18 protein-coding genes and 3 pseudogenes are annotated in these 22379 nt (G+C 54.3%); 7 read left to right on the forward strand and 14 right to left on the reverse strand.

Annotated elements, in window-relative coordinates:
• Positions 1-293: 293 nt before the first annotated feature.
• From M5C71_RS14625 to M5C71_RS14660, 8 genes are read right to left on the reverse strand one after another with little or no spacing between them, the layout of a single operon-like run.
• Entirely contained in the window at positions 294-2003 is a 1710-nt protein-coding gene (locus tag M5C71_RS14625; protein ID WP_248768103.1) for a hypothetical protein, read from the reverse strand.
• Positions 1990-3006: a class II aldolase/adducin family protein gene (locus M5C71_RS14630; RefSeq protein WP_248768104.1), complete on the reverse strand. Its 1017-nt coding sequence runs from the start codon at positions 3004-3006 to the stop codon at positions 1990-1992. Before M5C71_RS14630 ends, M5C71_RS14625 begins: the two co-directional genes overlap by 14 nt.
• On the reverse strand, positions 2993-3751 hold the full coding sequence (locus tag M5C71_RS14635; RefSeq protein ID WP_248744755.1) for an HAD family hydrolase: 759 nt from the start codon (positions 3749-3751) through the stop codon (positions 2993-2995). The genes M5C71_RS14630 and M5C71_RS14635 overlap by 14 nt, the downstream gene beginning before the upstream one ends.
• Positions 3751-5805 (reverse strand): hypothetical protein, encoded by a 2055-nt coding sequence (locus tag M5C71_RS14640; protein WP_248744756.1) that lies wholly within the window; start codon positions 5803-5805, stop codon positions 3751-3753. The genes M5C71_RS14635 and M5C71_RS14640 overlap by 1 nt, the downstream gene beginning before the upstream one ends.
• Positions 5802-6407 (reverse strand): phosphatidylinositol-specific phospholipase C/glycerophosphodiester phosphodiesterase family protein, encoded by a 606-nt coding sequence (locus tag M5C71_RS14645; RefSeq protein ID WP_248744757.1) that lies wholly within the window; start codon positions 6405-6407, stop codon positions 5802-5804. Before M5C71_RS14645 ends, M5C71_RS14640 begins: the two co-directional genes overlap by 4 nt.
• Positions 6404-7102 (reverse strand): glycosyltransferase family 2 protein, encoded by a 699-nt coding sequence (locus M5C71_RS14650; RefSeq protein ID WP_248744758.1) that lies wholly within the window; start codon positions 7100-7102, stop codon positions 6404-6406. Before M5C71_RS14650 ends, M5C71_RS14645 begins: the two co-directional genes overlap by 4 nt.
• Positions 7099-7503 carry a GtrA family protein gene (locus tag M5C71_RS14655; RefSeq protein ID WP_248768105.1) on the reverse strand — a complete coding sequence of 135 codons (405 nt, stop codon included), beginning with the start codon at positions 7501-7503 and terminating at the stop codon, positions 7099-7101. The genes M5C71_RS14650 and M5C71_RS14655 overlap by 4 nt, the downstream gene beginning before the upstream one ends.
• Entirely contained in the window at positions 7500-9173 is a 1674-nt protein-coding gene (locus M5C71_RS14660) for a sugar phosphate nucleotidyltransferase (protein ID WP_248744760.1), read from the reverse strand. The genes M5C71_RS14655 and M5C71_RS14660 overlap by 4 nt, the downstream gene beginning before the upstream one ends.
• A 266-nt stretch (positions 9174-9439) precedes the next feature.
• Between M5C71_RS14660 and M5C71_RS14665 the strand changes: the two are divergent.
• From M5C71_RS14665 to M5C71_RS14680, 4 genes and pseudogenes are all read left to right on the forward strand, one after another.
• Positions 9440-9628 (forward strand): annotated as a pseudogene (locus M5C71_RS14665) (transposase); the annotation flags it as partial.
• Between the two features lie 313 nt (positions 9629-9941).
• Positions 9942-11261 (forward strand): annotated as a pseudogene (locus M5C71_RS14670) (IS21 family transposase).
• 19 nt (positions 11262-11280) lie between these two features.
• Positions 11281-11867 (forward strand): annotated as a pseudogene (locus tag M5C71_RS14675) (ATP-binding protein); the annotation flags it as partial.
• A gap of 444 nt (positions 11868-12311) precedes the next feature.
• Positions 12312-12659 (forward strand): hypothetical protein, encoded by a 348-nt coding sequence (locus tag M5C71_RS14680; protein WP_248768106.1) that lies wholly within the window; start codon positions 12312-12314, stop codon positions 12657-12659.
• A gap of 185 nt (positions 12660-12844) precedes the next feature.
• On the opposite strand, the gene cysC is transcribed toward M5C71_RS14680, so the two are convergent.
• From cysC to M5C71_RS14710, 6 genes are all read right to left on the reverse strand, one after another.
• Complete coding sequence (gene cysC, locus M5C71_RS14685; RefSeq protein ID WP_248744762.1) at positions 12845-13444, reverse strand: adenylyl-sulfate kinase; 600 nt, start codon at positions 13442-13444, stop codon at positions 12845-12847.
• 64 nt (positions 13445-13508) lie between these two features.
• The gene (locus M5C71_RS14690; RefSeq protein WP_248768107.1) at positions 13509-14651 is read right to left on the reverse strand and encodes a glycosyl transferase; all 1143 of its coding nucleotides are present in this window, start codon (positions 14649-14651) and stop codon (positions 13509-13511) included.
• Positions 14642-15589, reverse strand: coding sequence for a UDP-N-acetylglucosamine 2-epimerase (non-hydrolyzing) (wecB, locus tag M5C71_RS14695; protein ID WP_248768108.1), 948 nt, complete (start codon positions 15587-15589; stop codon positions 14642-14644). Before wecB ends, M5C71_RS14690 begins: the two co-directional genes overlap by 10 nt.
• 29 nt (positions 15590-15618) lie before the next feature.
• Positions 15619-17706 (reverse strand): glycosyltransferase, encoded by a 2088-nt coding sequence (locus tag M5C71_RS14700; protein ID WP_248768109.1) that lies wholly within the window; start codon positions 17704-17706, stop codon positions 15619-15621.
• Positions 17707-17800: 94 nt separating this feature from the next.
• A complete protein-coding gene (locus M5C71_RS14705; RefSeq protein WP_248744766.1) occupies positions 17801-18208 on the reverse strand; it encodes an ATP-binding cassette domain-containing protein in 408 nt (135 codons plus the stop codon).
• Entirely contained in the window at positions 18198-19016 is an 819-nt protein-coding gene (locus tag M5C71_RS14710; protein ID WP_248768110.1) for an ABC transporter permease, read from the reverse strand. The genes M5C71_RS14705 and M5C71_RS14710 overlap by 11 nt, the downstream gene beginning before the upstream one ends.
• 529 nt (positions 19017-19545) lie before the next feature.
• Here M5C71_RS14710 and M5C71_RS14715 point away from each other — a divergent pair.
• The 3 genes from M5C71_RS14715 to M5C71_RS14725 all read left to right on the forward strand — a co-directional run bounded on the left by M5C71_RS14715 (position 19546) and on the right by M5C71_RS14725 (position 22352).
• On the forward strand, positions 19546-20271 hold the full coding sequence (locus M5C71_RS14715) for a glycosyltransferase family 2 protein (RefSeq protein ID WP_248768111.1): 726 nt from the start codon (positions 19546-19548) through the stop codon (positions 20269-20271).
• A 1-nt stretch (position 20272) separates the two neighbouring features.
• A complete protein-coding gene (locus M5C71_RS14720; RefSeq protein ID WP_248768112.1) occupies positions 20273-21118 on the forward strand; it encodes an NAD(P)-dependent oxidoreductase in 846 nt (281 codons plus the stop codon).
• A 214-nt stretch (positions 21119-21332) separates the two neighbouring features.
• Positions 21333-22352 (forward strand): glycosyltransferase family 4 protein, encoded by a 1020-nt coding sequence (locus M5C71_RS14725; protein ID WP_248744770.1) that lies wholly within the window; start codon positions 21333-21335, stop codon positions 22350-22352.
• Positions 22353-22379: the final 27 nt, after the last annotated feature.

Below are 22379 nucleotides of genomic sequence, written 5' to 3' on the forward strand. Positions count from 1 at the left end.
TTCTATACGTGGCTACGTCATGTGCTGAAGCGGTTACCATGAGGGCTACGAAGCCTTACTGCCGTGGAACTGCTCGCCGGAAATGCCAAAGTAAATCGCTAACCCACCTTTGGGGAGTTGGATTCATGGACCGCACACAGAACATCCATACTTTTACGTCGAATGAAAAAAATGTGAGGACACATCGACTATTTTGTGGAGGTCGATGGTCGTTATGCGCTCCACTACCTGCCCGGATGTTGGTGGGTTGGATGTCTTGGAATCCGCGTTTCCGGCGCATGAACGTCAAAGGCTTATTTTTCCTCGTCGACCAATCTTTCTATGGTTAGTGACTCTACCGAAAGGTTACCTGATTGATACCAGGTTCGAACCTCAAGGTTTCTCACAAAGCTATCTGCCACATCAAGCTCGGTCTCGATCTTGACTTCGCTGCCCGCCCGGAGTGTTTTTTTCGCGAGTGTGACCGCCTTATTGGTCGCGTCTACTCCAATGATATCCGTGTAACCCAAGTCTGTGCCGTCACCTGAAATGGATAGTTCCACCCGGTACTTTCCTTTGGGCAACTCGATGTAAGGTCCATAGGACATAAACCCCGTACGCGTTTGGCCCTGCAGAGCTATACGCTTTCCGTCTTTTGGTGAGCCTACCAGACCTGCTAGTTCATCACCTTGCCATACAAAATGCTCAAGGCAAGTACCATGGATATCAATTTTCAGGTGATGGCAATTAGCGTCGAATTTGTATTTGATAGGGGGTTGATGAACTCTCAGTATCCAACCTTGCCAGCAGAAAAATACAGTGATGATCATTGCCAGCACAAAGGTAGACTGATGCAATATGCGGTGTGTGATCGCTGCCATGAAAGGAATACAAAACAGGAATAAGCCGCCTGCCTTCATGTAACCAGTAAAGTTCCAGATGACGGTGTCACCAAAGCAAAGGTACAGCAGACATAGCGTGAGCGTAAATGCCCCAGTGGTGTTTCTTATAATATCTCCCTTAAGAATCGATTTTACAGGTGATGTTTTCGCAATAGCCCAGAATGTCCAAGCTAATAAAACAGAGAACAGTGCCAAGCCTGTGCCTGCCATGTACGAGTCCCAGCCACTACCCATATTGGGGTAATGTCCCTGTAGTCCCGCAATGAGATGCATTATTAGGCTTTTTAGCGGAAAGCCAAGAACTGAAGCGCTTTGTTCCGCCGGTGTCATTGTAAAATGTATTCGGATGAAAGACTGCCAGGCAATGAAAATGATCAGAGGGCAAAGCAGAAAGAATAAATCTGAGTAGGGTCTGATCGATTTTTGCTTGATCAGGCGCTCAAGGAGTTGGGTACCGAAGAGGATCGCCGGGAACGCCACATACGCTTCTCTCGACAGGCAAGCAAAGGTAATAGTGACGGAGTATATCCAAAATTTCTTTTGATAAGCAGCCACCATACTGACAATGAGCAGCGCATCCGCGGCTCCATCGGGAAGCCCGTTCAGCAGCGTTATCTGAGTACCCATACTAATGGACCAAGGAATGATCCAGTAGACCGGTACACCTTTTTTGATAAAAAACTGTGCTGCGACAGCCGTGCCAAGTAGTATCAGTACAAAGTGTGTGAGGTAGTAGATGAAAGGGCTAACCCAATCCTGAAATAGAATAAGCGATAGGAGCTTGGACAGCACGGGGATACCGACTCTTTGGTAGCGGTAGGCATCGGCGTCGATGTGGCTGGAAGTATCTTTCTGCGCGAGCAAATCGTTTGAAATGTAGTAGTAGAACTGACCGTCCCAGCCCGAATTCCATTCGTCCAAGTAGAGCGGGGTAACGCCGTGCGCCTTGACGGCTTCGGGGATGCCCCAGCGATCAGCCTGCATCAGGTAATGATCAAAGTTACCATTGAGGGGGCCTTTAACATAGGTCACCATAGTGTAGATACTCACCATGGCGGTCAGTAACACGCAAGCCAAGATGGACAGGTACTGCCGGTTGATGAAGCGCTTACTTAACGTCATTCAAACCTCTTCTGTACTTCTCGGCATTCCAGTCAATCAACTCGGAAATCTGCGTATCGCTCAGCGTCGACAGTTTGGCTCCGTCATTCAATTTCGTCATTACATCGTAATAGCAAAGCAGTTGTGCGACTTTCGCTTTGTTCATCTTGTCGCGGGTAAACGTGCCCAGGCCGCGCACGAAGATGACATCGGGCAGTTCGGCTTCTTTTTCCAGGCTGGCCTTTGCTTCTTCAGGCGTTGCGAACAGGCGTGGATATGGACCGAGAAAAACAATATGGTCTGGATACAGCGCCCAACTGTCGTTTAGCCGGTCAACCAAAGCGGGCGCGGTAGCGATCTCATGAAGCTGTTCAAGCGCAATGGGGGAAAATTCGACGCCATTGATCAGGCTCAGCGACTGACGGGGTGCGATGATCGGTTGGTTGACCGCAGGCGTGGCAAAAAAACGAGTCAGGTAGCCGAGTATTTCGCCAATCTCGGCTATGTTGTCGCCACCAATAATCACGCCATGGTTCTTCAGGAAGACCACGCGGGTACTGTTGGTACTGTCGAGCTGCTTGGCGACGGCTTCTGCGAGTTCAGCACCAGGCTTGCAGTATTCAACGCTACGCGCGTTGAGCAACGTGTCCAGGTCCGGGTAATTGGCCAGATCGAAGTCTTTGCGAACTAGGTGCGTGAGCACCTCGATGGCGTGCAGGTGGACCACGATGCGCTGAGGCATCAGGGCATGCAGCAGTGTTTCGATCGAAGGTTTCAGCGGATGAGGCTCGACAGTTTGCGGCACCACGGCAAAGTCCCGGTTTTCAAGGGCTGTAGTCAGTTGGCCCAGTTTTACCGGTACAAAGATGTCTTTTTCACTGGCATCTGCCAGCCAAGTGCCGGATGCCTTGATCCAGAGGGCATCGTTCTCCTTCCAGGAGACGTTCCCACCGGCGCCTTGGACCAGCAGCGGATCTTTACCAATTTCAGAGCAAAATTGGCGAACCGAATCATGCAAGTTCATTTTTCTCTCCAAGCCTGGCAATCAGGCGACGCAGGTCACGAAACTCGGTGAAGGCGGCATCTGGAGCGTTTTCCTCAATGCCTAGCGGTGTACCGGTATGGATCTTTTGCAGGGTTATGGCATTGATCTGCTCGCGACCGCCGCGGATATCGTTGATCGGGTTGTCGCCGATCATCCAGATGCTATTGCCTTTGGGTCGCATTTTTTCCAGAGCGATTTCAAAAGGTGCCGCATGAGGTTTGTCGAACCCGGCTTCTTCGCTGGTCACGATGTAGTCGAAGTATTGATCGAGCCCAAAGTAGACCACCTTGCGAAATTGAATCTGAGCTGTCAGGTCGGTCACGATCGCGGTTGGAATGCCGAGCAAGCGCAGGTCGTCCAACAAGTCCTTCACCTCGTCGAACAGCACGGCGTTGCTGAGGAAGGTACGCCAATAGGTCTGTTCAAAGTCCAGCGCCAAAAGGACCTGCGAGCCTAGGCCCATGATTTCGAGCATGCGCTGAAGGTACAGAAGGCGGCTATGTGAAGACGCCGTATGTTTAAGGCGAGTCTTGACCTGTTCGCGGGCTTCCTTGAAGGCTACGTCAAACACTTCCGGTTTGATCGAGAAGGTAGTGACTACTTTATCTCGGACGGCCTGTTGCGCCGCAGCATGTGCTGGGTCATAAGGGTAAAGCGTGTTATCGGTGTCGAACAGTATAGCGTCAGGGAGGCGATTGAACCGCTCAGGTGCAAAAATCTTCACTATATGAACCGTTTTGTCAGTGCTTGGTTGATATGGGATAGGGTAATCAGCTGCATTAACCCCATGACGCCGTCTTGCCACTGTGGCTTGATGTCGAGGAATTCGAAGATGCGCGGGCAGATCATTCGCGCGGCCATTTCGATGTCCTGGGCAGATGTTTCGCCTTCGATCGTCAATTCAACTTCTGTGGTGTCATTGCGGTTGCACATGTCGACATGCAGACCGCAAACCCCAACCAGTACCCGTGTGAGTGATAGTTCATTCAGGCCGTTGCGCGAGCGTGCAACGATCTTGAAGTGCAGGGGGGGGGGCTTGCCGACACCTTCCAGAATGCGAGGATGTATCGGTTGCAGGGACAGCACCAGATCCGCATGTGCGGCTTGCGGGCGAATGAACCGTGCTGAGTCCGGTTCTCTGCGCTCGAAGGAGGCAAGCACTTTCTCTACGGTGTGGCCACGCTGGTGCACGTCGCGTTGAAGCTTGAAGTGGCGCCGTAAACCTTCGTCGATGTCCAGGTAGACGCTCAGGTTGTAGCACTCACGGAGGATCGGCATGTAAAGGGTATGCAGGCCACTTGCAATTACGAAGTCGTTGCTCTTGATCATGAAGGGGCGGCTCATGCGGCCAGTTTGATGATCGTAGTGCCGTGACTGGATGTGTTTGGAGTCAGTCAGTTTCACCAGGTCGCTGGCAAAGCCTTCCAGGTCGTTGGCCATGGGGTTCAGGTGTGTCATCACCTGCCACATCGGTTTCTGGCGATCCCACAGGTGGTAGTCGTCACCGGAAAGGGTCGTGACTGAGTGGCCGCCAAACAGTCCTTTGATGGCGTCCGAAAAAGTATCCTTGCCTGCGCCCGAATCACCCGCGACACCAATCACGAATGGCTTGCGGCTCAGGCGGAAGTAATCGTTACGGCTGACCGACTCGCGCCAGATTCGGATGGCCAGGACGATGCCCGCAGCAACCATGGCGGTATGCACCAACGATGATAGCTTGCCACCAAAGAGCCATTGACTGCTCCCCTGTGGCAACCAGTTAGTCTGGTCCACAAGCAGCTTGGCATCCGGGGTGATCAGTAGCGCGCTCGCCACATAGAGCAGCGAAAAAATCCCGGTAATGGCAATGGCTACACGATTGCTGGCTGCCTGGTAAGCTACCAGTGGGGGGATGGCCCAGATAAACCACCCCGGAGAGGCAGGTGTCATCAGTACGACAAGCAAGAACACGATGCCGAGCATGGCATGGAAAAGCTCGAAGTTTGGACGTTTTATCCGCCAGGCTGCATAGATCATTAGCAGGTAGGCTAGCGGTACGACATATAGATGAGTGCTGTCCCCGATACTGAATGCCAACCGGTATATCTTGTCAATTTCCGGGTTGTTGATCAGCATACTGACACCGGCACTGGACAGTAGAAACGGCACCAGAGTTGCCACCATGCCCACGATAAGTCCGATCAGAAGGCGTGGCAGATGTTGGCGCAGAGGCCGGTTATGCTGCAGGTAGATCAGAAAGAAGGGCAGTGCCAGCACCATGCTCAGCTTTGCCGAAATGGCTGTGACAAAGACCGCGCCCGTGAGTATCAAGCGAACACGCTTGAAAAAATACAGCGACCACGCTAGTAGCAGTACCGGGATCAAATCGTTGAACCCGAGTACATAGCTGCCGACGATCACGATTGGTGATAGCCAGTACACCCAAACCAGCAAACGGTCGCGACTGGGCACTATTTTTCTGAGCACGACCAGTAGCAAGAAATCTGCGCATAACAGTGTCAGGCCGTAGCCGAGTATCAAGGGCAGCGAGAGTGTTTTGCACAGGAGGATCGCTGGCAGGAAGGCCACCCACATCACGTAGCCATACGGGAACGCGGTAATGATGCCTCCCTGATTCAGCCACGTACTCCAGGGATCAAGTGTCAGCGTGCTGGTGCTGCTATCAAGGAATGGAAGGTACCATTCAGTGACAGGGGCAGGAGCAACCCAAAGTACAAGTACCAGTCGAAGCACCAGCCCGACCAGAAAGGCCGGCTGGTAGAAAACCTTTATGTTCATGCGTACGCAGCCAACGTTTCCCAGATGTCAGGTCGTTTGGTGCAAACCGCTTCGGCGACAATATTGCGATCAGTCAAGAGTTTCGCCAGCCGGGGGATTTCGGTTTCGGCATCGCGGCCCTGAAGCTCGGGGGAGACCAGACACAGTTTGAAGCCTGCCTCCTGGAGTCGCTTGGCATCTTCATGAGTGAGTGGGAACTGGTTGAAGCAGTCGACCCACACCCACTCCACCTTGCCTGCCAGTGTCATCGCGGTTTCAATCGACTCGAACTCGGATACCCGCACGGCGCAACGGCGTTCGCCAGCTTTGGACCATTTGATGAGGAACGGAAAGGATTGATCGAGGAAGAAGTAGTCTTCGATGCCCTTTTCCTTCATCACTGTAATCAAGCGTGCTTCCAGACCTTCTTCCTTGACGTTCAGAATCAGGGTCCCGTGCCGATAGTCGGCAATCCACTCATCAAACGACTCACCTTGTACACACGGGTCATGGTGAATGATCAGATCGTTGCCGTAGCTGCGAATGTCGACCTCAATGCCATATTTCCCCTCTGTGGCATTGAGTTCCTGGCGGGTATTACGCCGATGCGATATGAGCTTCATGTCCTTAGACTCTTCTTAAGTTGCAAACTGAAATCGACAGTTCTGCGGATGAATTTTCGTTTGGCAGCCCAGTTGACGTTCCAGTGAGAAACACCATGGGCGCGCTCACCAAAACGCACGGCAAATCGATAAATCTTAAGGCCCTGTACATGAGCCTGGTAGTACGCATACAGGTCGAGCGCAAAATCGGATGGCGCGGCTTGCCAGCGTTGAAAAAAAGTCTTGGAGAACATCGTCGGCTGCGCGTTGATGTCCCACATGGGTTTGCCCAGCAGTACCGTTTCGAAAACGCTCATACCGAACGTGAACGCAACGTCGGCCAAGGGGCGGCCGAAGCGACGACCTTTAACAAAGATATTCGGGCCATGGTGATCAAAAAACTCCAGACCACGCAAGGCGTCCATGGGATCGGTTTGCAGGTCTGCATGAGTCCAGCCGAGAATTTCGCCTTCGGCGGCACGCAGGCCGGAAAGGATGCCGAAACCATAGCCCTGATTGACTTCTACCCTCACGCTTCTGCAGCCTGGATAGGCCGGCAGGAGACGCTGCAGCACCTGTGGGCTGTCATCAGTGGAGCCATTGTCGACCAGAATGACCTCCACACCAGGGCGTTCGGCCAGGCCTTTGCAGCGCTCCAGCAGCAAAGGCAGGTTTGCCGATTCGTTGTAGCAAGGGATAATGAGCGAAAACTTCATGATTTCTCCGTCGATGCGCTGGCCTTGAATACAAACAACTTCATTCCCAGGAAGTTGAGGACGGCCGATACACCCGTTGCAATCAGAAACGCCAGTTGTACTGTAATGGACACTGAACTGAACAACGACAGACAGCCGGCGTTGACCAGCACGTTGGCGCTCAGTGTTATCGCATAGAGCAAGGCGAATCGCCAGACACTGCCGGGGGCGTGCGCCTGCTGGCCAAATGTCCACAGCCTGTTTGCGAAGTACGCAAACAGGGTGCCCGTCAGAAAGCCCGCGGCCTTTGCCAGGTCGACATCCATCCATGCGCTCCAGACCAGGCCGCGATAGGTCAGGAAGTCGATCAGCACGGTCAATGAGCCTACGACCAGAAATACGGCAAGCTCACGCTTGATCATGCCTGGGCGCCTGGCATTGCTGGCACGGTCGTTTGATAGCGTGCTTCAAGTTCGGCGACGGCGTCGGAGGGTATCCGACCATCGTTCTGCAGGCGATAGGAGTGCCCTGGCCATTTGTGGAAGCAGGACTGCCAATATTCGAACGTGCGCAGGTCGTTCGGAGTACCCCATGACAAGAAACTGTCTACTTCGAACAGTTCACAGCGCAAGCCCAATTCGATAGCGTCGTTAATGGTTGAGTCAATATAAAACTCGCCATTGATACGGCCGTCACGTTCAATCAATCGTGAGACTACCTTGCGAAAATCTTCGGCGCGGCGGAACGTGAAGGTGCCTAATACGATTGGGTCTGTTGCTGGAGACTCCAGCGGAGTCTTCACCGAGATCCTATGAATCCGGCCATTCGTTGCATCGATCCAGCCGAACATCTGTGGATGACGGATGGCATTCGCATGCCCTCGTACTCCCCAGATGATGATGTCCACATCTGGGGTCTCGATGAGGGTCTGGAAAGCCTTCTCGTCATAAAGGGCACCATTATCACAAGCCCCGAAGGTGATCGGGCCGTGGACATCGGCGATGGCACGTTCCAGAGCTTCCAGGCCGAGTAGTGCGGTACAGGCCTGGCCTTGAGTGACTTGCGCAACGGTTTCGATCACGGTGCGGGGGAATGCTTGCTCTAGTTCCCTGGCAATCTCTGCATAGCCGGGCATGTTCTTGCGTAGAACGAATGCATGGTGCTCGGCCTTGGGCAAGTCCTCTGTGGCCTGAGTAACCATTGGTTTGCCGGACACGGGGATCAGTGGTTTGGTCAGTGTGTAACCTTCGTTGACGAATCGTTGTCCCATACCTGCCATCGGGATTACCAAGGCGCCGATGGGTTTGGTCTCGGCACCTTGTGTCTGACGACTCATTGTCTCGAAAGCCGCCGACCAGCCATTGTACTCCCGCACGTCGTCCGGAGTGCCCCACTGCATGAAGTGCTGCAGGGAATAGACCGCGACAGGCTGCTTGTTTGCCAGCAGCGGCTTGTAGGCTAGGCTGACGTAGTATTCGCCACCTACATTGAGTTGTTGGTCCATGGTGTCGCGGAACGCTTCGCTCATGGTCTTGCCCGAGTCGAAATAGTAGGTCCCGCTGGAGGCGAACTCCTCCATGCGATTGTCGGTGTAAGGCTGCTTCTCTTGAATGTCGTCGACCCAGCCATGTGTCTCGCGAATATAGGCGTAGTTGGTGCTGCCCAGGGTATGCGGGTGGAAACCTTTGTAAGCCGGGATCGCACCTACGCATGCGGTGGCTTTGACGAAATGCTTGAAGTGCTGCCAATCCCAGTAGCAGCTGAAATCGCAATAGTTGACGATAATTGGGCGATTGGCGTCGATCAGGTGTTCAATCTGACGAACGGCATGGATCGGGCCGAGCTTGTGCGCAGGGATACCGATTATCTGACCTGTGGGACAATAACATTGCAGAATGGGCGCCATACGGTAATCAGGATCATCCAGATGATCCTGATTGCAAATAAAAATAAAATCCGTTTCGCCTGGAAACATGTCGATGACATGGGCGATGATTGGTTTGCCGTCAATTTCAATAAGGGGTTTTGGGACCGTGTAGCCCGCCCGGCGGAAGCGCTCGCCGAAACCTGACATTGGAATAATTATCTGCACTAGACACTCGTTTACTTACAATGTTGACGTCAGGGTTATGCACATTCATATGCCACCCGCGCGACCAATAGAAAAAAGCATTTTAGTCTGAAGACTGCCAGTGAGTCATCTTTCTTTAATAGGCTTTATGAATCAATTTTTTATGAGCCGGGCGGTTTGGGCATTAAGGTGGCCAGCTTTCCGTCATGTTGCCCCGTTTAGGTGTGGTGGTTTAATTTCCCCGGACACCCCGATAGGTGGAAAATGCATCTATCGAGGAGTTTTTCATGACCGACAAGCGCAGGACATTCGACGACAGCTTCAAGCTGCAAGTCGTGAAAATGATCACAGACCAGGGGTTGGCCGTTTCACAGGTCTGCCGGGATCTCAATCTGGTCGATTCGGCGGTTCGACGCTGGGTCCAACAGTATGAATCGGAGCAACTGGGGCAAGCCGGGATCGGTAAGCCGCTGACACCGGGGGTACGCAGTTCACGTTTCTAGGATTCACCCTTCGGCCACGAGAGGCACAGGGTAATAATGGACGCCGGTTCACCAGCTTCTAGCCTGCTGACAGTACCGAGGCTTTGAAACGAATACGCCAGCAAACTCGCCGCTGGAATATCCAGCGGCAAACACCGGCCAGCCTTCTGGATGCGGATTCCACGGCCATCCGGTCACCCATTCCACAGCCATCCGGTCCCCCTTAAGGCAGGCAGCGACGCAGGATTAATTCACTACCATCGACCTCTTTTTTCGAAGCAGAGAGGCCGTCGTGGAGCGGTTATCCATGCGTAAGATTCGAGAAGTACTGTGTCTCAAATTTGAGGTCGGTCTATCTGCCCGCCAGATTGCGGTCAGCTTGCAAGTCGAGCGAGCCACTGTCGGTGATTACCTCAATCGCTTTGCTGCCAACGGGCTGACTTGGCCCACGGCATTGTCGGACGTTGAACTGGAACGATCTCTGTTCCCGCCAGCGCCGACGGTTCCCAGCGAGCAACGCCCAATGCCTGACTGGGCATGGGCTCACGCCGAGCTGCGCCGCCCCGGTGTCACCTTGGCCCTGCTCTGGCAGGAGTACCGACTCAGCCACCCACAAGGCTTTCAGTACAGTTGGTTCTGCGAGCACTACCGGCTCTGGGACGCCAAGGTCGATGAGGTCACGCGCCAGGAACATCGCGCCGGCGAGAAGCTGTTCGTCGACTACGCCGGCCAGACCGTAACGGTCATCGACCGGCAGGCCGGGGAAATCCGTCAGACCCAGATTTTCGTTGCCGTGCTCGGCGCCTCCAGCTACACGAGCACTACGGGGTTGCCGTGCTGCCCGCTCGCTCGCGTAAACCCAGGGACAAGGCCAAGGTCGAAGTCGGCGTGCAGGTGGCCGAACGCTGGATCCTGGCGGCGCTGCGCAACCGCCAGTTTTTCTCCTTGGGCGAACTCAACACAGCGATCAGCGTGCTGCTCGAACGTATCAACCAAAGGCCTTTCAAGAAGTTGCCCGGCTCGCGCCGCTCGACCTTCGAGGCCATCGATCAACCAGCACTGCAACTGCTGCCGGAACATCCGTACGTCTATGCCGAATGGAAAAAAGTACGAGTCCACATCGACTACCACGTCGAAGTCGACGGCCATTACTACTCGGTGCCGTATCAGTTGGTGAAGCACCAGCTCGAAGTACGCCTGACCGCGAAGACGGTCGAGTGCTTCCACGCCAACCAGCGTGTGGCCAGCCACCTGCGCTCGCCACACAAAGGCCGTCACACCACACCGACCGGACACATGCCTAAGAGCCACCGCGAACATGCCGAATGGACACCGCAACGGCTGATCCGCTGGGCCGAGCATTCGGGGCCCAACACAGCTGGTGTCATCGCCTACATCCTTGAACGACGAATCCATCCGCAGCACGGCTTCCGTGCCTGTCTGGGCATCCTGCGCCTGAGCAAACAGCACGGCGAAGAGCGGCTGGAAGCCGCTTGCCAGCGTGAGTTACAAAAGCCTCGAATCGATCCTGCGCCAAGGGCTGGAACGACTGCCACTGGCCCAGCAAAACCTGCCGCTGCTGCCCGACGAGCACATCAACCTGCGTGGCCCCGGCTACTACCACTGACTGAAAAAGGAGCACGAACATGCTGCCCAATCCGACACTCGACAAGCTGCAAACCCTACGACTGCACGGGATGATCAAAGCGCTGAGCGAGCAACACGCAACGCCCGATATCAACGACCTAAGCTTTGATGAACGACTCGGCCTGATGGTCGACCGAGCGCGAAGACGCCCGCCTGACCACTCGACTCAAAGCCGCCCGACTGCGTCACAACGCTTGTCTGGAAGATATCGATTACCGCAGCCTGCGCGACTTGGATAAATCCCTGATCCTGCAACTGGGCAGCGGCCAATGGTTGCGCGGCGGCCTGAACCTGATCATCGGCGGCCCAACCAGCGTGGGCAAAACCTGGCTCGTTTGCGTGCCGGGACGGCTACAGCGTCCGTTACCTGCGCCTGCCGCGCTTGATGGAGGGGCTGGGCCTGGCCCATGGCGATGGACGCTTCGCCAAACTAATGATGGCCGGCTACGCCAAGACCGACCTGCTGATCCTGGACGACTGGGGCCTGGCGCCGTTTACCGCCGCGCAACGGCGCGACATACTGGAGCTGCTGGACGACCGCTACGGGCATCGCTCGACGCTGGTAACCAGCCAGATGCCGGTGGACAAACTGGCGGGCAGATAGACCGACCTCAAATTTGAGACGCAGTACTTCTCGAATCTTACGCATGGATAACCGCTCCACGACGGCCTCTCTGCTTCGAAAAAAGAGGTCGATGGTAGTGAATTAATCCTGCGTCGCTGCCTGCCTTAAGGGGGGGGGCGGATAGCTGTGGAATCCGCAGTCAATATTTCGCGAACAGCTCGGACCTATATAAATATTGTCATTTTTTACAAAAATGCCACGGGTGTAACAGCCCAGAATTTTCCTCCGCAAAAGCATGCCGCTGCTGTCATATTCATGTAACTCTTTGGTGTCGGATTTGGCACAGTAACAAGTGCTCGCCCATGGCCAACAGTCTGTGTGTTTGCGAGAGGCCGCTGATACGACGTTTGCCGCTGAGTAGATACTGGATAAAGCCTGCTTGCTAGTCTTGCCCTTATACTGGCGATGATCGGTGAAATCACCAAAGAAACAAAATACGATACGTTGGTTCCAGAGTACCAAGTAGTTGAGGTGTTTGAAGCTATTTTCACCGGCGAGTGTTCAGAGACGAATTTCCTTTACATTTTCATTCAGCTGCAGAAGTTTATTGGCGCCGGTCCCCACGGCGTAGAGGAAGGGGGGCTGCGATCAGAACATCATGAATGTCATGAATATGAGGATCATCATATTGCTCTGTGCCGTGGTTTTATAAAGCACCAGGCCCTGAGGTTGCAACCCCCTTCGCAGGGTTGTCCCGCTGAGGCTGATACCCGTGGGGTCGATCATGTCCAGCCGGAATACCTAGTCCGATGAATAAATGAAAGCCCACCTCAATTGGGCGAGGAAACCAGTAGATGATCAAAGAGGTAGGGTATGTGCTCCTGCACCTGCAACCAAAAATAACGAAAATGCAGTCATCGAGCACTTCTGGATTCCTAAAGTGATCGCGAACGACAGTGTTTACATAAACGTCCTTGTTCAGGTAGCGGTAGAGCTGATTAATGAGGACCGTTGATCAGGGCGAGTAATTGATCCACCCCGGCGTCCAGACCCACGTTTTGCGTGTCGATCCTCAAGTGGGGCTGTTCGGGGGCTTCGTAAGGGGAGGAAATTCCGGTAAAATTCGGCAAGCTGCCCGATCTGGCTTTGTTGTACATACCTTTCGGATCACGGGATTCACAGACCCCCAATGAGGTACTGACATGAACTTCGCGGAAGTGCTCGGCTCCGATGATGGTCCGGGCCAGTGCGCGATCCTGGGTGAAGGGGGAAATAAAGGCCGCGATGACGATGAGCCCGGCCTCGTTCATCAATTTCGCCACTTCTGCCACGCGGCGGATATTTTCCGCCCGATCCTCGGTGCTGAAGCCCAGATTGCTATTGAGCCCATGGCGAACATTATCGCCATCGAGTACGAAAGACAGTTGCCCCTTGTCCAACAGACGTCGTTCCAGCGCAAAGGCCAGGGTCGACTTTCCGGAGGCGCTCAAACCTGTCAACCAGACGGTGATCGGTTTCTGACTCAGCAAGCCCTGGCGGTCTTCCGGTGTCACCTGACTGGCATGCCACATCACGAGTGGAGGTTGTGCGTCGGTCATAGAGGGGTGGTCCTGAATACGTTATAAAAGTTGATATCAGCCGGACGGCGCGAGACTGCAATCGTCAGCGACCAGGGCGAGAGGGCGCGCCTGCGCGGGCATCCGAGAGCAAGCGAGTTGCTGAAAAGCGTGTTGCCCACAGATTGTCCTGGCGGAACGCCTGGACCCTTGAAAAATTGCAGCGATAGTCAAGCGCCTGCCGGCTTGTCAGGCGTAGATCGCTGTTTTCATCGATCAGCCATACCGCGGCCTCTTCATCACGCAAGGCCATCTCACCAAAACGAGTGGAGATCACCGGCAGGCCAAGCGAGCGGTATTCATAGTATTTGATCGGATCGACGGAGTCTGTCAGACGATTGAGCTTGAATGGGATCAGGCCAACCGAGAACGTCGCCATGGCGGCAATGGCCTCGGCATGAGGGCGCTCGGGTAATAGCTCGATATTCCCTGGTAGCAGGCAGGGCGGGGGGGCAAAGATCGGGCCGATCAGTTGAATCCGGTTTTCGGGGTTGGCCTTTGCCAGCGCAATGACCAGTTCCCAGTCGAACCAGCTACCAATCGTTCCCACATAACCCAGCAACTGCTGCTTGGTATCCAGCACCAGCGATTCGAGGGGAGCCAGTTTCTGGATGTCGCAAGCATTCAGGGCCAACTCCACCTTGTCTCCCATGGCGCCCAGCGTTTTACCGATGGCGGTGGAGGAGACCAGGATTTTCGATACTCGCTCCACGAGCAAGCGCTCGCGAGTGGCCATGGAGCGACGAGAAATCCCCTTGTAGAAGGCCGGAAAATCGTCCATGGCATCGTAAACCGCATAGCTTTCGGGCATGCGCTCAATTAGCTGCAGCGCAAGCTCCGAAGGTTTACCGACGCAAATCATGCAGGGGTGTTCCGCGGCGAAAGCATGGGCTTTGTTGATGATCTCGCGCCAGAGCAAGGTTTGAAGCAGACCCGAGCCCGGAATGGGCTCGATGGGCAAAACCTTGGGCTTGACCACCTGTAGCCACTCAAGGGACAACTCCTCTTTGGTGGCTGGAGCTGGAGCAGCGGTTTTGCGCTTGAAATCGGATTGTCTCGGCAGTCTTGTGGGGTATGGATCTATCCACAGCACCTGCGCCTGTGTCTGTTCGTGATACCAGGCCACGAAATGATGTGAGCGCTGGCTGAAGCTGGCCCAGGGGACCGGGGACAGATAGATCATTCGCATGTTTGAAAATGCCGTACCAGAACTTCGACGATACGCCCGGCTGCCAGGCCATCGCCATAAGGAGAGATGCCCCGTGCCATGGCTTTATAGGCCGCGGGATCGTCAAGCAATCGCTGAGTTTGTCCGATGATGCTGGCCTGATCCGCACCGACCAGCTTTACCACTCCAAGCTCGACGGCTTCGGGGCGCTCGGTTTCCTCCCTCAGCACCAGTACGGGTTTACCAAGGGCCGGAGCTTCTTCCTGAACACCGCCGGAGTCACTGATGATCAAATAAGAGCGCTTCATGGCCGCGACGAACTGTGGATAGTCCAGGGGGGCGCAAAGCATGATGTTGGTCGTCTGGCCCAGTATTTCGTGGGCGACATCCTTGACGTTGGGGTTGGGGTGTACAGGATAGAGTATCTGCACATCGGCATTGCTTTCGGCGATCATCCTGAGTGCCTGGCATATCGAGCGGAAGGGGGCGCCGAAGTTCTCGCGACGGTGGGAGGTCACCAACACCAGGCGTTTGCTCTCATCCAGTTGCATATCAAGGGCAAGCGGTCTGGCTGCCGCCATCAAGAGTGCATCGACGACGGTATTTCCGGTCATGGTGATCGCCGTCGTGGCAATACCTTCCTGTAACAGGTTTTCCATGGCGCCCTGGGTTGGCGCAAAATGCCAGCGTGCCAGCCTGCCGACGATGACCCGGTTCGCCTCCTCCGGGAACGGGTTGTACAGGTCCGCGGTGCGCAGTCCTGCCTCAATATGTCCAAATGGAATGCCTTGGTAAAAGCAAGCCAGTGCTGCGGCCGTGGCCGTCGTGGTATCGCCTTGAACCAGGACGACATCAGGTTTTTCGGCAAGCAGTACCTCATCGAGCCCTTCCAACAGGCGTGCGGTCAAGGTCGCCAGGGACTGGTTGGGACGTATAATGCAGAGTACCTTCTGGGTCATTCCTTTATAGATCCTGTTATCTGCATGTTTCATGCGTCACGGTATCGATGGGGAGTCCAGGCCCCCCACTTGCTTTCATAAATGGCTTTGTTTTTTTCAAAAAGCGCCTGCTTTTTTTCTGTGTCGAGCTTGTTGAAGGATGCTGACAAGTGATGGTGTACAAACACATCTTCGGCACAGGCAGCGCGCATCCCCTGATGTTGAATACGACGGCAGTAGTCATCGTCTTCGAAAAAGCCCAATCCATAGTCTTCGCATAAGCCGCCGATCTGTTCATAGGATGAGCGTGGCAGCATCACGCAGAAAAACGCCAGTGTATTGATCTCGAACCACTGCCCCATGTGCTGACGGGTGATGCGCGCGGACTCGGCGTGCATTTCGCTCAGATGGGTATAGCGCGTGGTGATACGCGCCTCATTGCCAATATTGTTGGTGACAGGACCGATAATGCCGATGTCATTATTGTCTATCAGATGACGCATCAGGCCCTTGATCCAGCCGGCCGTGACAATCGTGTCATTGTTCAGTATGACCAGGTAGTCGCCGCTAGCGGCTGCCAATCCCTGGTTGTTGCCGGCCGCGAAGCCTTTATTGTCCTGGTTGAGAATGATGATGCGGTCTGGGTCGGCCTTGGCCCACTCGGTCAGAAACGCCGGTGTATCGTCAGTGGAATGGTTGTCAACGACGATAATCTCAAGGTTTTCGTAGTGGCTTTTGTTGACCAGGCTATTGAGGCAGGCCTGGGTCAATTCCAGGTTGTTATAGGTCAGCACCACGACGCTGACTCTTGGCGACGGCAAGCTGTCGATCGCCTGGCGCAGGGCAATGGCTCGATGTTCCCAGGTCTGGGTTTGCGCGAACTGCTGGCGATCCAGGCGTGCCGAGTAGGGTTCGGGGAGCTGTTCCAGGATGTTTTGAACGGCGGCGATAAACTCCGTTGGGTTTTCAGCGGTATTGACCAGGTGACCGAATTGATCCAGTTCAGGCAGCTTGACCGATACTACGGGTTTGCCGGCGCTCAGGTACTCATACACTTTCACCGGGTTGGTCGCCAGTGTCAGGGGAATGACCTTGAACGGCAGCAGGCACACGTCCATTGCATGGAGATAGTGCGGCAGGGAAGCGTAGGGAACCTCGCCATGCATGACAACGTTCGGGCAGCCCTTGAAGGTTTTTTTGGCATTGACCGTATCATTGCCTATGAGTAATACCAGATGCTGGGGAAAGGCCTGGGCAAGCTGCTTGACGAGTTGAAGGTCGAACCACTCCGCGATCGCGCCGTAGTAACCGATGATTTTTCTGTTTTGGGTATCCCGATAGACTTGCTGTGGTGCCTGGCAGAACGCGCTGTATTCCGCGGCATTGCGTATCACGCTGACGTTCTGGTTTTCACGTTTGCCATGCTGTTCGATCCAGGTTGAGGTGGCAACCAGCAGGTCTGCTCGACGCATCAATGCTTTTTCCAGGTCCAGCAGTTCCCGGGCGACATTGCCAAACCCCTCGTGATGGTCCATGCAGTCATAGATCAGGGTGGAGTTGGGAACGCATCTGGCGAGTGGAAACCAATAGGCGTGCTGGACAATGCAGTTCACCTTTCCGATCTTTGCCCATTGCATCAACTCCGCCAGGCTCAGGCGCAGTTGTTTGGTCGCGGCGCTGCTGGGAGGGGCGTGATAGATGGCTGGTGCGCCGAGTACGTTCAGTCTGATCTGGAATAAACCACTTATGCTCTCAAGGGGTTCAACTTCAAACCCGGGGCGGTCGTTATCAATGAAGTGGTTGGAAATGTAGAACGTCACCTGGCCGGTTCGTGCCAGCTCTTTGGCCAGGTTCTGTGGACGCTGGATACGAAAATGCCAGTCAATGACCCCAAAGATAAAGGCGGCCGTCTGCTTTTCGTAAGGCGCTGCTGCTTCGGGACCCTTCTGGGGTATCTTCATCAGCGTTGAAAACGGCTGGTTTTGCGTTATGGACGCGGCACTGCCTTTCAGCCAGAGACGAACCCTATGGGCCCATTTGCTCTTCTTGCTGGGGGCAAGGGGGAGGTGGATGTACACATAGCGAGCCGAGTTGAACAGAATTTTGTGTAGTAGATGGCGCAGCGGTGTACGGTCCATGGTGATTGCCTAGTCTGAGAGACTCAGTAGTTCGGTTTGTTTTGACGCAAGCTGGTGATGCGGGCTGGCGACTTGCTCTGACAGTGCCTGGACTTCAGATTTTTGTGCTTGAAGCCGTTTCTCTGCTTCCCTGGGTTTCTGCGATACTGCTTGTATCTGGTTGTTGGCTGTGCTCCATTTGCCCAGTCAACCGCCCCAACTCGGGCGCGTGCGTTGACAGACAATCATCGATGCGGCCATGGGGTTTGATGCTGTCGCCGCTGGGATTGAGCAGGCCGCAAATGAGTTGCAACGAGGTGGGCCTGCCACTTCCGCTACGGCCGATGATGTCGACGGTTTCGCTATTTTTTATTTGAAAGTTAATATCTTTCAGGACAGGGTGAGCGTTGAAATACTGCTTGCGTCGATCGGTAAGCATTTTAAGCAAGTGCTGAAAGTGCTTTTCATAGTGATGATAGTGCTTTGACAGCTTCTCAATATGGATCGCCATTTCAGATGACATCAGCGAAGCCCTTGCGTGTTTTTTGAAACCAGATGAAGCCAAGCCAGGCCACCAGGAAAGTGAAGGCATAATAGATAGTCAGCCCCTCCCAGTGTGGCCAGGATCCCCAGAATAGAGCATTGCGGGCCATTTCTATCGGAAGGGTCAGAGGATTGGACTTGAGAAAAACACGATAACTTTCAGGGAGTGCTGATACAGGATAAAAAACAGGTGACATAAACAACAGGGCGGTGGTCAGAATACCGATCAACTGACTGAGGTCACGCAGGTAGACGCTCAGGGCCGCGAGAAACCAACTGACCCCAAGTATCAATAAAGTCAGCGGGAGAACGATCAACGGTAGTGAAAGGGCGGTCACCGGTGGAGCGCCAAACAGCACAACATAAAAAAGCAGCCAGACCAGAAGACTGATAGCGCTGTGAAACAACGCGGCGCCGAGCGATACGATCGGGAGGATTTCCAGGGGGAAGACAATTTTCTTGACGTAATTGGAGTTGCTCAGAATCAGGCCGGGTGCACGGTTTACACACTCGGAGAACAGATTGAAGATCAACAATCCGGCAAACAGTACCAAGGCAAACTCGCTCTTCGAGTCGCTTCCGCCTGACCAGCGGGTCTTGAACACCACACTGAAAAAAAATGTATAAATCAATAACATGAATAATGGGGTGGCGAAAGGCCAGAAAAGGCCGAATATTGAACCTTTATAGCGCCCTGTGACCTCTCGGAAAATGAGCGCTCGTATCAGACTCTTGTTGTTCAAAATGCTGCGCAGCATTGAGAGGGGGGATGAGTTGAACGACTGCATCAGACTGGTGCCTCGCGTGATCAAGCGTCGACTCATGAGTGATGTGTTTATGGGTCGATGTTGAAATGATTATTTTTTCTGTGGTGCCATTTTGATGGCGTCATTTTAGTATTGGTACGCTTTATCTATCGACCATTAGCTATTTTAAAAGCCTGCGGCTACTATATATTGGACTATGGTTGCAGGGAAGTATTCGCATTGACCGTCGCGCCGACGATTTTAGCAGTAGGTAACAGGTGGGTATCAGAATTGTTACTTTGTGGAATATGGATTTGAACTGTTTTGAACTTTCTATTGACCCGCCGTGAGCTGGCTTCATTTGAGTCGGGCTCTTCAGAAATGTCGCCTGCACTGTTAGATAATAGTTGCGATGTCATTATTGTCAACTACAATGCAGGCGAGTTTCTCTCTGAAAGTGTCTTGTCCGCATGGCGGGCAGGCGCTTCCCGCGTGATTGTGGTGGACAACGCCTCAAAGGATGGCAGTCTAGACAGCTTGATGCCGGCGCAGGGGGGGGGCGTTACACGTTGTGCACAATGCTTCCAATCTCGGGTTTTCTGCCGCTTGCAATATCGGTACCCACCATACATCAGCCCCTTATGTGTTATTTCTCAACCCGGATTGTGTGCTGGCTGCCGATGCGTTGAATGGCATGATTCAGGCGTTGGTGAGTTATCCGCGTTCAGGGATGGTAGGGGGCTTCCTCTGCAACCCTGATGGTACGGAGCAGCCCGGTGGCCGGCGCGTTTTTCCGACGCCCAAGAGGGCTTTGTTGCGGGCATTCGGGCTCTCTCGGTTTTCGAAGTTCCTGCCGGCTTCATTCTCCGACTTCTTGTTGCACGAACAACCGTTGCCACGTGAGCCCATGGTTGTGGAAGCCATTTCCGGTGCCTGCATGCTTGTCCGGCGTGAAGCCATTGAGTCGGTTGGGCTGTGGGATGAGGGTTATTTTCTCCACTGCGAGGATCTGGATTGGTGCATGCGTTTTCGTCAGGCGGGTTGGGATGTCTTGTATGTGCCGGGTGCCAAAGTAAGTCATCAGTTTGGGGTCTGTAGTCGTGGTCGCCCCTATTTCGTGGAGTGGCACAAGCACCGTGGAATGTTGCGGTTTTACCAGAAGTTCTTCCGGCGCCAATACCCCGGGGTTTTGTGGGTGAGTGTGGTGATTGGCGTCTGGCTACGCTTCAGCTTGGTTGTTGCTCGCCATCTGCTCATGGGGTTGCTCGCATTTTTTAAACAGAAAAAAGGTGCATAAGATGCGTGTTGCGATCCTGGGTGGAGCGAGCTTTCTCGGAGAGCGGCTGGTCCCGGTGTTGCGGCAGTCCGGTTTTGAGGTGATCTCCTTTACGCGTGATCGCGCCCGGCTGCCTTCCTCCACTGTGGCGTGGCAGCACGTTGACGATTGGCCACGCCTGGAGTTCGGCGCCTGTGTCTGCCTGGCGCCGATCTGGGCCCTTCCCGAGTATCTGGAGCGCCTTGCCTTAAGCAAGGTCAGGCGTATCGTTGCGCTTTCCTCAACCAGTCGATATACCAAGCGCGAGTCGTCGGACCTTGCCGAGCGGGCGCTGGCTGATCGTCTGGCGACGAGCGAGTCGCTCCTGGAACGTTGGGCCGGGGATCATGGGGTCGAATGGGTGGTGTTGCGTCCCACCCTGATCTATGGCCTGGGCCGGGATAAAAATGTCTCTGAAGTCGCCCGATTCATCCTGCGATTTGGTTTTTTTCCGTTGGCGGGCGGTGGTACGGGGTTGCGTCAACCCATTCATGCCGACGACCTGATTCAGGTCTGTCTGCGGGCCTTGACCGCGCCCGCGGTGGTGGCAGGAGGCTACAACCTCTCCGGAGGTGAAGTGCTTTCCTATCGGGAGATGGTGATCCGTATATTCGAGGCGCAGCGATTGCCTGTGCGTATTATCAGCATCCCGGTGGTTTTTCTGCACTTGGCCATTTCAATGGCGCGTTGTCTGCCTCGTTATCGGCATCTGTCCCCCGCCATGGTTTCACGAATGATCGAGGATCTGGTGTTTGATCATTCCGAGGCTCAATACCAATTCGGTTTCATACCCCGTCCCTTTGAGCTGAGCGATACAGACTTGCCTTGAGGCTCTGTACCACCCCTCACGACCGATCGCTTTCTGGCCCCATCATCTGGCTGTTCTGACGAATCGACACCATCCGCGAGCTTCCGATGTCTTTTGCCGGTAGGCAGAGCCTGACGTGCGATTACGATGTTGCGTAGAATGGTGGATTGAATTCGCGAGCTTCGCTCTTTGCCTTGGCTTGTTTGTGGCCAATGTTTCAGGAATTTTGAACTAGATGATGATTTTGCTGCTGTGCGCGTTCGTATTGGTCTCCTCATTATTGTTGACCGGTGCGTTACGCCGATATGCGTTGGCTCGCAGTTTGATGGATGTTCCCAATGGGCGTAGTTCCCATTCTGTTGCCACGCCGCGGGGTGGTGGTGTGGCGATCGTGCTCGGTTTCCTGATCGCATTGTCGGCTCTAGCCTGGATGGGCATGATGCCAGTGGCGATATTCTTGGCACTTTTTGCGGCCGGCGCCGTTGTCGCCATAGTGGGATTTCTCGATGATCATGGGCATATAGCTGCTCGTTGGCGCCTATTGGCTCATTTTGGCGCCTCTTTTTGGATCCTGCTTTGTCTGGGGGGGGCGCCGGCCTTCAATCTGTTCGGGGCAGTGTTCAATTTGGGCTGGTTGGGGCACATTCTCGCGGCCTTTTACCTGGTGTGGATGCTTAATCTCTATAATTTCATGGACGGCATTGACGGGATTGCCAGTGTCGAGGCTATTTTTGTTTGCCTCGGTGCTTGTCTTGTCTATGAATTGGGCGGGTATGAGGGCCTGGTCTGGGCTCCTCTGTGCCTGGCACTGGCCGTGGCCGGTTTTCTTTATTGGAACTTTCCACCCGCACGTATTTTCATGGGCGATGCAGGCAGCGGTTTTCTAGGCATCATGCTGGGAGGGCTTTCTCTCCAGGCCGCTTGGCATTCGCCTCATTTGCTGTGGGTATGGTTGATTTTGCTGGGCGTATTTATCGTCGATGCGACGTTTACGCTGGGACGTCGACTGCTCCGTGGAGACAAGGTGTATGAGGCCCATCGCAGTCACGCCTATCAATTTGCCTCGCGTCAGGTCGGGCGTCATTTACCCGTGACCCTGGCTGTACTCGGGATCAATATCGTCTGGTTGTTGCCCATCGGCTTGTGTGTCGGCTTGTCTGTGGTGGACGGTCTCACCGGTGTGTTGTTGGCTTATGCTCCTTTGGTGTTTATCGCGGTCAGATTTCATGCAGGTGAGCTGGAGAAGGTTGGTTAATCTGTTGTGGTCTGGAACCGGGTTGGG

This window comes from Pseudomonas sp. MWU12-2345 (assembly GCF_023242385.1).
GTDB lineage: Bacteria > Pseudomonadota > Gammaproteobacteria > Pseudomonadales > Pseudomonadaceae > Aquipseudomonas > Aquipseudomonas gingeri_D.

Coding starts and splice junctions, on each gene's coding strand:
- M5C71_RS14640 (WP_248744756.1), bottom strand. CDS start 5,805: ATGAACATAAAGGTTTTCTACCAGCCGGCCTTTCTGGTCGGGCTGGTG.
- M5C71_RS14725 (WP_248744770.1), top strand. CDS start 21,333: ATGATGATTTTGCTGCTGTGCGCGTTCGTATTGGTCTCCTCATTATTG.
- M5C71_RS14650 (WP_248744758.1), bottom strand. CDS start 7,102: ATGAAGTTTTCGCTCATTATCCCTTGCTACAACGAATCGGCAAACCTG.
- M5C71_RS14655 (WP_248768105.1), bottom strand. CDS start 7,503: ATGATCAAGCGTGAGCTTGCCGTATTTCTGGTCGTAGGCTCATTGACC.
- wecB (WP_248768108.1), bottom strand. CDS start 15,589: ATGACCCAGAAGGTACTCTGCATTATACGTCCCAACCAGTCCCTGGCG.
- M5C71_RS14630 (WP_248768104.1), bottom strand. CDS start 3,006: ATGAACTTGCATGATTCGGTTCGCCAATTTTGCTCTGAAATTGGTAAA.
- M5C71_RS14720 (WP_248768112.1), top strand. CDS start 20,273: ATGCGTGTTGCGATCCTGGGTGGAGCGAGCTTTCTCGGAGAGCGGCTG.
- cysC (WP_248744762.1), bottom strand. CDS start 13,444: ATGACCGACGCACAACCTCCACTCGTGATGTGGCATGCCAGTCAGGTG.
- M5C71_RS14705 (WP_248744766.1), bottom strand. CDS start 18,208: ATGTCATCTGAAATGGCGATCCATATTGAGAAGCTGTCAAAGCACTAT.
- M5C71_RS14690 (WP_248768107.1), bottom strand. CDS start 14,651: ATGCGAATGATCTATCTGTCCCCGGTCCCCTGGGCCAGCTTCAGCCAG.
- M5C71_RS14645 (WP_248744757.1), bottom strand. CDS start 6,407: ATGAAGCTCATATCGCATCGGCGTAATACCCGCCAGGAACTCAATGCC.
- M5C71_RS14680 (WP_248768106.1), top strand. CDS start 12,312: ATGATCGGTGAAATCACCAAAGAAACAAAATACGATACGTTGGTTCCA.
- M5C71_RS14710 (WP_248768110.1), bottom strand. CDS start 19,016: ATGCAGTCGTTCAACTCATCCCCCCTCTCAATGCTGCGCAGCATTTTG.
- M5C71_RS14625 (WP_248768103.1), bottom strand. CDS start 2,003: ATGACGTTAAGTAAGCGCTTCATCAACCGGCAGTACCTGTCCATCTTG.
- M5C71_RS14700 (WP_248768109.1), bottom strand. CDS start 17,706: ATGGACCGTACACCGCTGCGCCATCTACTACACAAAATTCTGTTCAAC.